The sequence below is a fragment of the Paenibacillus forsythiae T98 genome, assembly GCF_000520735.1.
Taxonomy (GTDB): domain Bacteria; phylum Bacillota; class Bacilli; order Paenibacillales; family Paenibacillaceae; genus Paenibacillus_AQ; species Paenibacillus_AQ forsythiae.
In genome coordinates this window covers 1-13,368 of sequence record NZ_ASSC01000487.1, presented here as the reverse complement: position 1 = coordinate 13,368, position 13,368 = coordinate 1, and the positions used below count along the sequence as shown (strand labels likewise).

Annotated in this window: 12 protein-coding genes and 1 pseudogene; 11 read left to right on the top strand and 2 right to left on the bottom strand. The window is 55.5% G+C overall.

Annotation, left to right across the window (positions count from 1 at the left end):
* The 7 genes from rsmB to spoVM form a co-directional block, all read left to right on the top strand.
* On the top strand, window positions 1–1,265 hold a 1,265-nt coding region (gene rsmB / locus L692_RS0115485), incomplete at its 5' end, for a 16S rRNA (cytosine(967)-C(5))-methyltransferase RsmB (protein ID WP_025701063.1).
* Window positions 1,266–1,442: 177 nt separating this feature from the next.
* Window positions 1,443–2,483: a dual-specificity RNA methyltransferase RlmN gene (rlmN, locus tag L692_RS0115480; protein ID WP_025701062.1), complete on the top strand. Its 1,041-nt coding sequence runs from the start codon at window positions 1,443–1,445 to the stop codon at window positions 2,481–2,483.
* 6 nt (window positions 2,484–2,489) lie between these two features.
* Window positions 2,490–3,266 (top strand): Stp1/IreP family PP2C-type Ser/Thr phosphatase, encoded by a 777-nt coding sequence (locus L692_RS0115475; RefSeq protein WP_025701061.1) that lies wholly within the window; start codon window positions 2,490–2,492, stop codon window positions 3,264–3,266.
* Window positions 3,263–5,491, top strand: coding sequence for a Stk1 family PASTA domain-containing Ser/Thr kinase (gene pknB, locus L692_RS0115470; RefSeq protein ID WP_025701060.1), 2,229 nt, complete (start codon window positions 3,263–3,265; stop codon window positions 5,489–5,491). The genes L692_RS0115475 and pknB overlap by 4 nt, the downstream gene beginning before the upstream one ends.
* 113 nt (window positions 5,492–5,604) lie before the next feature.
* Window positions 5,605–6,510, top strand: a complete 906-nt coding sequence (gene rsgA / locus L692_RS0115465) for a ribosome small subunit-dependent GTPase A (RefSeq protein ID WP_025701059.1) — start codon at window positions 5,605–5,607, stop codon at window positions 6,508–6,510.
* Window positions 6,511–6,513: 3 nt separating this feature from the next.
* Window positions 6,514–7,173, top strand: coding sequence for a ribulose-phosphate 3-epimerase (gene rpe, locus L692_RS0115460; RefSeq protein WP_025701058.1), 660 nt, complete (start codon window positions 6,514–6,516; stop codon window positions 7,171–7,173).
* A gap of 126 nt (window positions 7,174–7,299) precedes the next feature.
* Window positions 7,300–7,380, top strand: coding sequence for a stage V sporulation protein SpoVM (gene spoVM, locus L692_RS28985; RefSeq protein ID WP_006675261.1), 81 nt, complete (start codon window positions 7,300–7,302; stop codon window positions 7,378–7,380).
* Window positions 7,381–7,465: 85 nt separating this feature from the next.
* Here the strand turns inward: spoVM and rpmB are convergent, their stop codons facing one another.
* Window positions 7,466–7,654: a 50S ribosomal protein L28 gene (rpmB, locus tag L692_RS0115450; protein ID WP_025334690.1), complete on the bottom strand. Its 189-nt coding sequence runs from the start codon at window positions 7,652–7,654 to the stop codon at window positions 7,466–7,468.
* Window positions 7,655–7,843: 189 nt separating this feature from the next.
* Between rpmB and L692_RS0115445 the strand changes: the two genes are divergently transcribed.
* The 4 genes from L692_RS0115445 to L692_RS0115430 all read left to right on the top strand — a co-directional run bounded on the left by L692_RS0115445 (window position 7,844) and on the right by L692_RS0115430 (window position 12,935).
* A complete protein-coding gene (locus L692_RS0115445) occupies window positions 7,844–9,622 on the top strand; it encodes a DAK2 domain-containing protein (protein WP_025701057.1) in 1,779 nt (592 codons plus the stop codon).
* A 34-nt stretch (window positions 9,623–9,656) separates the two neighbouring features.
* Window positions 9,657–10,517 carry a DegV family protein gene (locus L692_RS0115440; RefSeq protein ID WP_025701056.1) on the top strand — a complete coding sequence of 287 codons (861 nt, stop codon included), beginning with the start codon at window positions 9,657–9,659 and terminating at the stop codon, window positions 10,515–10,517.
* 13 nt (window positions 10,518–10,530) lie between these two features.
* Window positions 10,531–12,582 (top strand): ATP-dependent DNA helicase RecG, encoded by a 2,052-nt coding sequence (gene recG / locus L692_RS0115435; protein WP_025701055.1) that lies wholly within the window; start codon window positions 10,531–10,533, stop codon window positions 12,580–12,582.
* A 65-nt stretch (window positions 12,583–12,647) separates the two neighbouring features.
* Window positions 12,648–12,935, top strand: coding sequence for a stage VI sporulation protein F (locus L692_RS0115430; RefSeq protein ID WP_025701054.1), 288 nt, complete (start codon window positions 12,648–12,650; stop codon window positions 12,933–12,935).
* 136 nt (window positions 12,936–13,071) lie between these two features.
* Here the strand turns inward: L692_RS0115430 and L692_RS28980 are convergent.
* A pseudogene (locus L692_RS28980) lies at window positions 13,072–13,368 on the bottom strand (cation/H(+) antiporter); the annotation flags it as partial.

The window sequence follows — 13,368 nt, the reverse complement described above, 5'->3', positions numbered from 1 at the left end:
TGCAGCGGGCGGCTCTGTCCCGCGAAGACGCGGGACTGGCTACGGAGCTCGTGTACGGGACGATTTCGCGTCTGAATACGCTGGAATATGTGCTGAAGGGCTTTGTGAGCAAAGGGCTGGACAAGCTTCAGCCCTGGGTGCGCAGCCTGCTGTCTCTGAGCCTTTATCAGATTATGTATCTTGACCGGATACCACCTCACGCGGCGGTGAACGAGGCCGTCAATCTGGCCAAGCGCCGCGGTCATCAAGGCATCTCAGGCATGGTGAACGGCGTGCTGCGGAGCGTGCTTCGCGCGGGACCGCTGCCGGTCATCCCGCAGGACATATCCTGGGAGGAGCGGACGGCGCTTCTTCATTCGCATCCGCTGTGGATGATAGAGCGGTGGCGGGATGAGTTCGGAGCGGAAGCGGCCGAGGCGATCTGCAAGGCTAACAATGAGCCGCCTGCCGTCAGCGTCCGGGTCAACACTACAATGACCAGCCGCGAACGGCTGCTGGATGAGCTGCTCGCTCAGGGTATCAACGCCCGGCCGTCGGAGCTTAGCCCATATGGAATCGTGGCCAGAGGGGCAGGCAACTTGGCGCTCTCTTCCTGGTACCGCGACGGCCTTCTGTCCATTCAGGACGAAAGCTCCATGCTTGTGGCCGAGGCCGTAAGTCCGCAGCCCGGGATGAAGGTGCTGGACTGCTGCGCCGCTCCCGGGGGCAAAACGACGCATATGGGCGAGCTGATGAAGGACCAAGGCTCCATTTATGCAAATGAGCTGCATCAGCACAAGGCGGCCCTGATCTCGGATCAGGCCGGACGTCTCGGTCTGGAGTGCATCGACACCTTAAGCGGCGACGCACTGGAGCTTGGACGGAAATTCGCACCCGGTTCCTTCGACCGGATTCTGCTGGACGCTCCCTGCTCGGGACTTGGCGTTATCCGGCGGAAGCCGGATCTGAAATGGGTCAAGCAGCCGGAGGATGCGGCGGCGATTGCGAGGCTCCAGTCCGGGCTGCTGGATTCGGCCGCCGCCTTGCTGAAGCCGGGCGGACTGCTGGTGTACAGCACCTGTACGATGGACCGGATGGAGAACGGCGATATCATCAGTTCCTTCCTGGAGCGAAGCGGAGAGTTCGCCGCTGCGACCTTCGCTTCACCGCTGTGGAAACGTCTTGGCGATACCGCACTTGCCAGCGGGCAGGGGATGCAGATCTTGCCCCAGCATTACGGCAGCGACGGCTTCTACATCGCCATTCTTGAACGGCTCCATCCATAGAGCCGCCAATTAAATCCAAGACTGTCTTAACCCCGCCGGGCCTGCCTTGGCGGGTTTTCTTTTACCCTCTGTGAGATTTGTGTTAAAATAGGCGGGATGAGAAATAATATGAATATCTCATGAACAAACACTTATAAGTTCAGACATCATTAAGAAAGCACAGGTGCGATTGCGATAATGAAACCTTTAATATATGATTTCACCCTTGAAGAGCTGGTGGAGTGGGCCAGGGACAATGGAGAGCCGGCTTTTCGGGGAGGGCAAATTTTTGATTGGCTCTACGTCAAGCGCGTCAGCGACTTTGACTCGATGAGCAACCTGCCGAAGGCGCTGCGGGTGAAGCTGGATGAACAGTTCTCGATTAACGCCCTTTCGGAAATTACAAGACTCGAATCGAAGGACGGGACGGTGAAGTTCCTGTTCGGTCTGAGCGACGATCATGCCATTGAGACGGTCATCATGAAGCATAACTACGGCAACAGCGTATGCGTGACCACCCAGGTGGGCTGCCGGATCGGCTGCACCTTCTGCGCTTCGACCCTTGGCGGGCTTAAGCGTGATCTGACGGCGGGCGAGATTGTGGCTCAGGTCGTACGCTCCCAGCAGATTCTCGATGCCCGGGGCGAACGCGTCAGCAGCATTGTCATCATGGGCACGGGCGAGCCGTTTGAGAACTATGATGCCACAATGAGATTCCTGCGTCTGATGATTCACGAAAAAGGATTAAATATCGGCCAGCGGCATATAACGGTATCAACAAGCGGGATTGTCCCGAGCATTTACAAGTTCGCCGATGAGGATACCCAGATCAATCTGGCGATCTCCATTCATGCGCCCAATGACGCGCTTCGCTCAAAGCTGATGCCGGTGAACCGCCGTTATCCGTTTGATGAAGTAATGGAATCGCTGCGCTATTATCAGGCGAAGACAGGACGGCGAATCAGCTTCGAATACGCGCTGATCGGCGGCGTAAATGATCGGCCGGAGCATGCCGAAGAGCTTGCCGGAGTGCTGAAGCATATGCTGTGCCATGTTAATCTCATTCCGGTTAACCATGTGCCTGAACGCAAATATGTGCGCACTTCACGCGGCGATATTTTTCAATTTCAGCGGATTCTGGCCGAGCAGGGAGTCAATGTGACGATTCGCCGGGAACAGGGCCATGATATCGCCGCCGCGTGCGGGCAGCTGCGCGCCAAACATATGGAGTTGAGGTGAAGTCATTTGATCAGAACAGTTCATGCCAGCGACATTGGGCGGGTACGTTCCGTCAATGAGGATTCGGTCTGGACCGGTGTCACGAGCCACGGATATACGCTGGGCATTATCGCCGACGGAATGGGAGGTCATTTGGCGGGCGACACCGCCAGCCGTCTGGCGCTTGAGTCTGTCCGGGAGGGTCTGGACGGAATCGCGCCGGGTCTTTCGGGAGAAGACTTGAGCGCGGTCTTGTCGGACGCGATTATGAAAGCCAATGATATCGTCTACAAGCAGGCGGCCAGTGATGAGCGTTACCACAACATGGGGACAACCGTCGTTTCTGCGCTGCTCGCCGGGCCGTCAGGCTACATTGGCCATATCGGCGACAGCAGAGCCTACATAATTAAGGATGGCAAGGCGCGGCAACTAACCGAGGATCACACACTGGTAAACGAGCTGTTCAAGAACGGCCAGATTACACTTGAAGAGTTGGATACCCATCCGCGGCGCAATGTTCTCATACGCGCTCTGGGAACGGATGAGGAAATCAAGGTCGATTTGCTTCCGGTAACGCTTGAACCGGGTGAAGTGCTGCTGCTGTGCAGCGACGGTTTGAGTAATTTTGTCAGTGCCGAGCATTTGGGGAAGGTTGCCGGCATGCAGGAAATATCGCTTAAGGAAAGAGCGGACCGTTTGCTTCAGCTGGCTCTGCTTGCCGGCGGCGGCGATAACATAAGCGTCGCCATGCTGGAACATCATGAGGAGGCCGCTGTGCCCGAATCAAAGGAGTGGGAGAGATGATCGGTCACGAGTTGGGAGGCCGTTACCAAGTCATCGAGCGGATCGGTGGGGGCGGAATGGCGCTCGTATACAGGGCGCATGATATTCTGCTTAATCGTAATGTCGCTATAAAAGTATTGCGTAATCAATTTGTGCACGATGAGGAATTTATTCGCCGCTTCCGGCGGGAGGCGCAATCCGCCGCTTCGCTCTCTCATCCCAATGTGGTTAGCATTTACGATGTGGGACAGGAAGATGAAATTCATTATATTGTCATGGAATACGTGGAAGGCAAGAATCTGAATGAAATCATCAAGGAGAGGGCGCCGCTGCAGGTGGACGAATCCGTGAGAATCGCCACTCAAATCTGTGACGCGCTTGATCATGCTCATCAGAATCAGATCATCCACCGGGATATTAAACCGCATAACATCCTTATCGGACGCAACGGCCGGGTCAAGGTGACTGACTTCGGGATTGCCCGGGCAGTAACTTCGACTACGATTACCCAGACCGGTTCGGTCGTCGGCTCGGTGCATTATTTTTCTCCGGAACATGCCAAGGGAGTCGCCACCGGGGAGAAGTCGGACCTGTATTCGCTCGGTATCGTGATCTATCAGATGCTGACCGGGAGCCTGCCCTTTCTGGGCGAGAGTCCAATCAGCGTAGCGCTGAAGCACCTTCAGGAGGAATTCGAGGAGCCGCGGAAGCTGAATTCGATGATTCCCCAGAGCGTGGAGAATATTATTCTTAAATCGATGCGCAAAAATCCCGACGAGCGTTATCAGTCGGCCAAAGAAATGCTTCAGGATCTGGAAACCTGCCTGCTCCCGGAGCGCCGCAGCGAGCCCAAGCTAAGCTTTCTGGAAGACGATGAGGACAGGACAAGGGTGATGCCGGCCATTAAGCCGCTCCCCAAGAGCAGCGGCTTGCGAAGTCGTACCGAAGACAGAATGATCCGTGAGGATGATGTTCCCGCTGCCAAGAAGGGAAGGGACTGGGGAAGGCCCGTTCTCTGGATCGGACTGACGCTGCTGCTTCTGCTGGCGATGACCGGAGTCGTATGGTATGTAAACGCGAAGCTGGTCGTTCCGGAGGTTAAGGTGCCCAAATTGGTCAGTCTTTCGCTGGAGGACGCCAAAGCCAGGCTGGCCGAGGCCGGACTCGTTCTGGAAGAGCCGGTAACGACCGAGTACAACCCTAACTTTGCCGAAGGCATCGTCTTCGAGCAGAGCAAGGAGCCGGATACGACAGTGAAGGAAGGAACGACTATCACCCTTAAGGTAAGCATTCCCAAACCGCTCTCGCAAATGCTGGATTTATCAGGGAACACCTATGACGATGCGGTAAAAGCTCTTATGGCTCAAGGCGTCGACCAAAGCCGCATTACGCAGGAAAGCGAATTCAGCGGAGATGTTCCGGTAGGCCAGGTGCTCCGGCAGAATCCGCTGCCAGGCAGTGATTATGATCCCGATACTGCGACGATTTCCATCACGGTCAGCAAAGGGCAGGAGAGTATAGTCATGCCGGATCTGACGGGCCTTACGGAATCGGAAGCGAAGGCCAAGCTGGCTGAGGTCGGACTGGAGCTCGGCGATGTGAAGACCGAAGGCAGCTTCTCCATGGGAAAGGGTAAAATAACAAAGCAATGGCCGTATGAAAAAGGCGCATCAGCGCTGCCCGGGGAGAAAATCACAATCTATATCAGCAGCGGCTATCCGCCGGAGGCGCTGGAATATACATTCAATCTTCCGGTCTCTCCGGCGCAGGAAGGAAAGAAGACCAAAATCCGGATTGAATACGCCGATGCCCGCAACAATGGCGAGAATCAGGATTGGGGAACCCGCACGATCAGCAAGACCCAGGTGCTCTCCGTGAATCTCGTTCTCGCTCCGAATAAGGATGGAGCTGTCATCGTGTACCGGGACGGCGAGTTCTACGATACGTATCCTGTATCGTATATGGATGCAAAGAACGGCACGGTGCCCATCCCTGAGCCTTCGCCGGTCAATCCGCCTTCGCCGTCCCCGGCCGAGACGCCCGCCGGCACACCTGCCAGCGCCGAGCCGTCGGCAGAGCCGGTTACCGCACCCGGAACGGGAGATGCTCCTTCCGATACCGGAGGCGAGCCGGGCGTCAATCAGACGGGGTACAACGCGGACACTGCCCTGATCACATCGGGCAAGAACAACCCCAAAGCTTCGGGCGGCCATAAAGACAAAGGCAACAAGAAAGACGGCAACTAATCGCAGAAATGATTCAAGGACAAGAGCGGCCGCTTAGACAGCCGCTCTTGCATTTAAACGGGGAGGGCGGCCGCAACAGTACCCTCCGAATCCAAGAGAGGAAGGCTTCGTTAATGCCTGAGGGTGTAATCGTCAAGGCTTTAAGCGGTTATTATTATGTGAAACCGCTCCGGGAAGGGAAGATTTCCCCGGAGGATGAAATCGTTCAGTGCAGAGCCCGCGGTATTTTCAAGAAGAGAGGCCAGTCTCCGCTTGTCGGGGACCGGGTTCTTTATTCCCTGACAGAGAATGGAGAGGGGACGGTGGATGAACTGCGCCCGCGCGATTCCGAACTGATCCGTCCGCCGGTGGCGAATGTTAAGCTGGCGGTGCTCTTGTTCTCCGTAAGGGAACCGGATCTGAATTTGCAGCTCCTCGATAAATTTCTCGTTCATATCGAGCATTCCGGACTAGAGACGATCATCGTGCTGACCAAACGGGATTTGGCGGAAGAGGACGGGGAGGGCATCGCCCAGGTAAAAGAGCTGTACGAACGGATTGGCTATGAGGTGCTGGTGACAAGCTCGCGGACGGGCTCGGGCAGCGGGGAGCTTCGGAAGCGGCTGGCCGGCATAATCAGCGTATTCGCCGGACAGTCCGGCGTAGGCAAATCGTCGATGCTTAACCGGCTTGTTCCCGGGCTGTCTCTGGAGACCAGCGAGATCAGCATGCGGCTGGGAAGAGGACGCCACACGACGCGGCATGTCGAGCTGATGGATATCGGCGATGGAGGCTATGTGGCCGATACGCCGGGCTTCAGCCAGCTGGACTTTTTGGAGCTTGGCGTGGAAGAATTGTCTTCCTGCTTCCGCGAGTTCGTGCCCTTGGCTTCGGAATGCAAGTTTCGGGGGTGCAGCCATCTTCATGAACCGGGCTGCCGTGTCATCGAGGCCTGGGAGGCCGGAGAGATTGCGGACAGCCGATATGAGCATTACAAGCAATTCTTTACTGAAATGAAAGACAAGAAGCGGAGGTACTGACACATGATCAAAATTGCTCCTTCCATTCTGTCGGCGGACTTCGCCGCACTCGGCGCCGAAGTGGCCGAAGTTGAAGCCTCCGGCGCGGACTGGATTCATGTGGACGTCATGGACGGCCATTTTGTTCCCAATATTACACTCGGTCCGCCAATTGTTAAGGCGGTATCGGCCCATACGTCTTTGCCGCTGGACGTTCACCTTATGATTGAGAAGCCGGAGCGCTACATAGCCGACTTCGCGGCGGCGGGGGCGGCTGTCATTACCGTCCATGCCGAAGCTTGCGTTCATCTGCATCGGGTGATTCATCAGATCAAGGAGCTTGGTCTGCTGGCCGGTGTGGCGATCAACCCGGGAACGCCTGCCTCCGCCGTGAGAGAAGTTCTGGCGGATGTCGATCTGGTCCTGGTCATGACCGTTAACCCCGGCTTTGGCGGACAGGCATTCATCCCCGGCACCGTGCATAAAATCCGGGAAATTCGCCAGTGGGCGGAGGAGATCGGCCATGATCTGCGTATCGAGGTCGATGGAGGGATTGCCGAAGCGACGGCGCGTACCGTAAGCGAGGCCGGGGCGGATGTGCTGGTTGCCGGCAACGCCGTGTTCGGCCGAAGCGACCGGGCAGAGGCCATTTCCACGATCCGGGCGGCGGCTGAAGCTCGCTGACAGGAGTGAAGGCCGGGAGGTATAGGCCAAGTTGCCAACGCATAAATATGGTTACATGAGCAGAAATCTCATGTAGCCTTTTTTGTGTCTTAACCCAGGGCTGCAGCATTGATCGGAGGGTGAAACATGAAATTTTATACATTTAAGCTGCCGAAGTTTTTGGGAGGGTTTGTGAAGGCGATCTTGAACACATTTCAGAAGAGTTGAGGGCCGCAAGCAGCATAGGGCAACATGAAAAAAAGCACCTTACATATGTAAAGGGTGCTTTTTGTTTGAAATTAAGTTTCGGAAACTAGACGCGTTCTACTTTACCGGATTTCAGGGCGCGGGTGCTTACGTATACACGCTTCGGTTTGCCGTTCACCAGAATGCGAACCTTCTGAACGTTAACTCCCCAGGAGCGACGGTTGCGGTTGTTGGCGTGGGATACGTGGTTGCCGCTGCTCGGCTTCTTGCCAGTTACAGCACATTTACGGGACATGATTACACCTCCTTGTTGCATTCACCTGCATAAAACAATACTTAAATATAATATCACAGTAAAAAATGCCCCGTCAACCGGTTCAAAAACATTTATTTCTCAAGTTGCTTATAGTACAATATAGATTAGTGTATTGCGTCCACTTTGTATTAGCTATGAGAGGCATGAAGGCAGGAAGGGGAATCTTCATTGAGTAAGCGTTCTATAAATGGAAGAGATTTTACAGCGATGGTACTGGCCGGCGCTGAGAAGCTGCAGCAGCATGCGGAGCACGTGAATTCCCTGAATGTTTTTCCGGTTCCGGACGGAGATACAGGGACCAATATGAACTTGACGATGACTGCAGGAGTGGGTGAACTGCGAAAGAATCATTCCGCTTCGGTCGGACAAAGCTCAGGCGTGCTGTCCAAAGGACTGCTGATGGGCGCGCGCGGCAATTCCGGTGTTATTTTGTCCCAGCTGTTCCGCGGATTCAGCCGTTATGCCGCCCCGTACGAAGAACTGAATTCTCTTCAATTTGCGGCTGCGCTGCAGACCGGTGTGGATACCGCTTATAAAGCCGTGGTCAAGCCGGTTGAAGGAACGATCCTGACTGTAGCCAAGGAAGCTGCCAGACATGCCGTTTACCTGGCGCGGCGGACAACCGATATTAATGAATTGATGTCCGAAGTGCTGGCCAAGGCCAAAGAGGCGCTTGCGGGAACGCCGGAACTTCTGCCGGTTCTCAAGCAGGTGGGTGTTGTGGATTCGGGCGGTCAAGGTTTGGTTTATATATATGAAGGTTTTTTGGAGTCTTTGGCAGGCGGGCGGTTCACCGATTTAGATCAGGGACAAGCCGCCGCCGGGACAGCGTCCAGAGAGCCGGCAGCAGTGCCCGGGAAGCCGGAGGCGAAGCCCGCATATGTGCCGGTATCCGCCCAATCGCGGCTGTCCACGGAGGATATTGAGTTTTTGTATGACATGGAGTTCTTTATCAATCGACAATTGGGCAGCCCCGGGGCCAAGGCGTTTGATGAGGATCAATTCCGGAAAGCGTTATCGGTGAATGGCGACTCCATTATCGTTATTTCTGATGACGACACCATCAAGGTGCATGTGCACTCCAGGGCTCCGGGTGAAGTGCTGAATCTTGCGCTGCTCTACGGGGAGATTACCCAGATTCATATACTGAATATGAGGGAGCAGCATCGTGAGCTGCTTACGGCCGGGATGGACATCGCTCCAAGCCCTGAGGTATTTGCAGATATCCCCGAGGAAAAGAGCGGCGCCCAGGACCCCGCGGTGCCTCCAGCGGACGATCTGGCGCCATATGGCTTTATCGCAGTATCCTCCGGTGACGGAATTTCCGACATCTTCAGGAGCCTGGGGATTGATGCAGTGCTGTCAGGCGGCCAGACGATGAATCCGAGCACAGAGGATTTCGTAAAAGCCGTGTCGTTAATTTCAGCGAAGCATATCTATATTTTGCCGAATAATTCCAATATCGTTCTTGCCGCCGAGCAGGCCAAAGAGCTTCTTGAAGGCGACCGGGAAATTACGGTCATTCCAAGCAAGAGCATCCCGCAGGGTATTGCGGCCGCATTCGCTTTTCAGGAGGAAGAATCGGCAGACAGCAACACGGGCAGAATGCTGGAGGCTATTGAACGGGTGAAATCGGGACAGGTCACTTATGCGGTAAGGGATACCAAGTACGAAGAAATGGACATTAAGGCGGGTCAATATATCGGGATTTCCAATTCCAAAATCGTCGCCGCCGCCGAGGACCTGTTGTCCGCCAGCCAGGCGCTTCTGTCCAGGATGGTGGAGAGCGGAGACGAGATCATTACTATTTTGACGGGGCAAGAAGCCAAATCTGAAGATACGGAAGCGCTGGAGGACTGGCTCGGAGCGAATTATCCCGATGCGGAAATTGAAATCCATGCAGGCGGTCAGCCGCTGTACTATTATTTGTTCTCGGTAGAAGCTTAAGGCTGATTAAATATTTAAAATGGGGAGGTTTACCATGAATCATACCGTAATCGTTACCGATAGCACATCCGATATTCCTCCGTCCATGGCGGAAGCCTATGGCATCCACGTCGTGCCGCTTACCCTCATGTTCGCGGAGGAATCTTACCGCGACGGGATCGATATAACGCCGGAACAATTCTATGAGCGACTTCCCCGTTCTCCACAGCTGCCGACCACGTCACAGCCATCGCCTGTGGAATACATGGATGTGTATAGAAATATTCTGGAGCAATATCCGGACAGTCCGGTATTGTCTTTCCATATTTCCTCCGGGCTGAGCGGAACCTATCAATCCGCGCTGCTCGCCAAATCGATGCTGGAGGAAGAAGGCGACCGGATAACCGTAGTGGATTCCTTGTCGGCGTCTTACGGGTTCGGTCTGCTGGTGGTTCATGCGGCCCGTTTGTCGGCGGAGGGAAAAGGTCCGGAGGAAATCCTGGAATCTGTCGAACGGCTTCGCCGCTCGCGCAAGCTGTATTTTCTGGTGGATACGCTTGAATATCTGCAAAAGGGAGGCCGGATCGGCAAAGCTTCGGCTATCCTTGGCACACTGCTCAATATCAAGCCGATTCTGTCGATTGATGAGGATGGCATTATCTATGCGGTAGAGAAGGTCAGGGGACGAAAAAAAGCGGTGGCCCGGATGATCGAACTGTTCAAGAGCGATCTGCAAGGCGCGGACAAAGTCAATGTGGCTGTCGGACATACGGCCCAGCCCGCTGCGGGTGAGGAATTTCTGCAGGAGCTCTCAGCGCATTTCACCCTTGAGGAAAAAGTGCTGACCAATGTAGGCCCTGTTGTCGGAAGTCATGTGGGCAACGGCACACTTGCCGTATTTATATGGCCCGCGTAGGTGAGGGATGAATATGACTTTAGCTTTGGATACAACCGAGGTAAGACAAATTAGTGGCGTGAGCGCTCAAAAGCAGGCTGAGCTTCACGCCTTTGGCATATATACGGTGAAGGATTTGCTGGAGTATTATCCTTTCCGCTACGAGGATTACCGTCCGAAATCGCTCAGCGAGGTGAAGCACGGGGATAAAGTTACGGTCGAGGCCAAAGTTATCGGCATTCCGGTGCTTCAGCGATTCGGCGGGAAATCGCGGCTCAGCTGCAAAATGATGGCGGAACCGTGGATGTTCACAGCTACGTGGTTTAACCGGCATTTTGTCCGCGAGCAGCTCACTGCGGGGCGCCAGGTTGTGATCAGCGGAAAATGGGATCAGAAGCGGTCGCAAATTACAGTGGCCGACTATGAATTTCCGGACCGCGGGGAAGGGAAGAAGGGAACGCTTCAGCCGGTATATTCCGTCGGCGGCAAAATTACGCAAGGCTGGCTCCGCAAGACAATTGCCCAGGCGCTGCTGCAGTTCGGGGAGATGATCCCCGAACTTTTGCCGCAGCCCATTATGCATAAATACAGCTTCATGCCGCGCAAGCGGGCCATTGCAACTATCCATCAGCCGGAGGATTCAAGGGAGGGCCAGGAGGGCCGCAGAAGAATGGTGTACGAGGAACTGTTTCTGTTCCAGCTTAAGGTTCAGGCTTTCCGTACACTCAACCGGGGCAGGATGGACGGGATGGTGCATACGGTGGACAATGCGACGGTCCGTCAATTCGTCCGGAGTCTCCCGTTCGAGCTGACCAACGCGCAAAAGGCGGCGGAGCTTGAAATTTTGCAGGATATGCGTTCCCCTTACTGCATGAACCGTCTTCTCCAGGGCGATGTGGGCTCCGGTAAAACGGCGCTTGCGGCCGTCGCGCTGTTCGCGACGGTCCGTTCGGGCTTTCAGGGAGCGCTGATGGTACCGACGGAGATATTGGCCGAGCAGCACAGCCGATCGCTTCAGGCGATGTTCGAGCCGTTCGGCATTTCCGTGGCGCTGCTTACAGGCAGCGTGAACGGACGCAAGCGCAAGGATCTGCTCGCCTCGCTGCAAATGGGCCTCGTCGATGTCGTCGTCGGGACGCATGCGCTGATTCAGGAGGATGTGTTCTTCAGGGAGCTTGGCCTCGTCGTAACGGATGAACAGCACCGGTTCGGAGTGAACCAGCGCAGCGTTTTGCGGCGCAAGGGCTATAATCCGGATGTGCTTACGATGACGGCGACCCCGATTCCGCGGACGCTGGCGATTACCGTATTCGGGGATATGGATGTCTCCACCTTGTCCGAGCGTCCGAAAGGGCGTATCCCGATCTCTACCTATTGGGTGAAGCCGGACATGATGGAACGGGTGCTGAATCTGGTCCGCCGCGAGGTGGGACAGGGGCGTCAGGCATACGTCATCTGTCCGCTGATCGAGGAATCGGACAAGCTGGATGTGCAGAATGCCATTGATCTGCATATTCAGCTGTCACAGGCTTTTCCCGATTATCGGGTGGGGCTGCTGCATGGCCGGATGACGCCCGGGGAGAAGGACGAGGTCATGCGCGCTTTCTACGAAAATGAAGTACAAGTGCTCGTATCAACGACCGTTGTGGAGGTAGGCGTCGATGTGCCGAATGCCACCCTGATGATTATTATGGACGCCGACCGGTTCGGACTGTCGCAGCTCCATCAGCTTCGGGGACGGGTCGGGCGGGGAGAGCACGCTTCCTACTGCGTGCTGATGGCCGATCCGAAATCAGAGGTCGGGCGCGAGCGCATGGCGGCGATGACCGAGACCGACGACGGATTCGAAGTGTCCCGGCGCGATTTGGAGCTGCGGGGACCTGGCGATTTCTTCGGCACGAAGCAGAGCGGCCTCCCGGAGTTCCGCCTGGCGGACATGTCGGCCGATTTTGCCGTCCTGGAGCAAGCGCGCGGCGATGCCGCCGAATTGCTCCGGGATGGCACCTTCTGGACTTCCGCCGAGTTCTCTCCGCTGCGAAGTTATCTCCAGAAGGAACAAATTTTTCAGGGAGATTTGATCGATTGAGGCAAATGGAGACACGTCCCGTCATATACTGAGAAAGATTGGATATGACGGGAGGTGCGTCAGGCTTGAGTTATCAGCAATATGGCATCAGTCCGCAGCTGGTGGAGCGGATCAAGCTGAAGATGAAGAATCCGGCGGTTAAGGAAAGAGTCAAGAGTCTGGTTAACGGCGTCAGCAGACAGCAGCTGCAGGACCCCGGCGTGGTGCGCAGACTGGTTCGAAATGCTGCGGGAATTCTGGGAGAAAGACTGGCCTCCGATCAGGAGGACAGCATTGTCAGATTCGTCATTGCCCAAAAGATTGATCCCAATAATACGTTCCACTTGATTCGCCTGTGGGGGATGTTCCGTTAGCCGCTTTTGGCGGCTCTGTGCGGGGGAGAGGCAGACCCTAAATGGTATGGGAATGAAAAAGCGTTCCGGCTTCTGAGGCCGGAACGCTTTTTCTAAATGGAGCCTTCTGCAACTATCGATTCAACATGTGCGAACATTATTGTTCTTCGGAGGCAGGGGTGCGCTTCTGCGCCATCCGCTTGACATGCCTGCTCTCGAATTTGAATACTTTATCCAGCGCCTTGTAAATCAGTTTGGATTCTTTGGTCAGCAGCGGGCCTAGTATCGCCAGGATCAGCACGTACATGGCCGCGAACGGCTGCAAGATGGCGAGCAGACCGCCCGCTTTGCCGAGATTGGCCATAATAATGGAGAATTCGCCGCGTGACACGATCGTCAGGCCGATATTGGAAGAAGCGCGCGGACTCAGACCGGCGCTGCGCCCGGCCAGTAT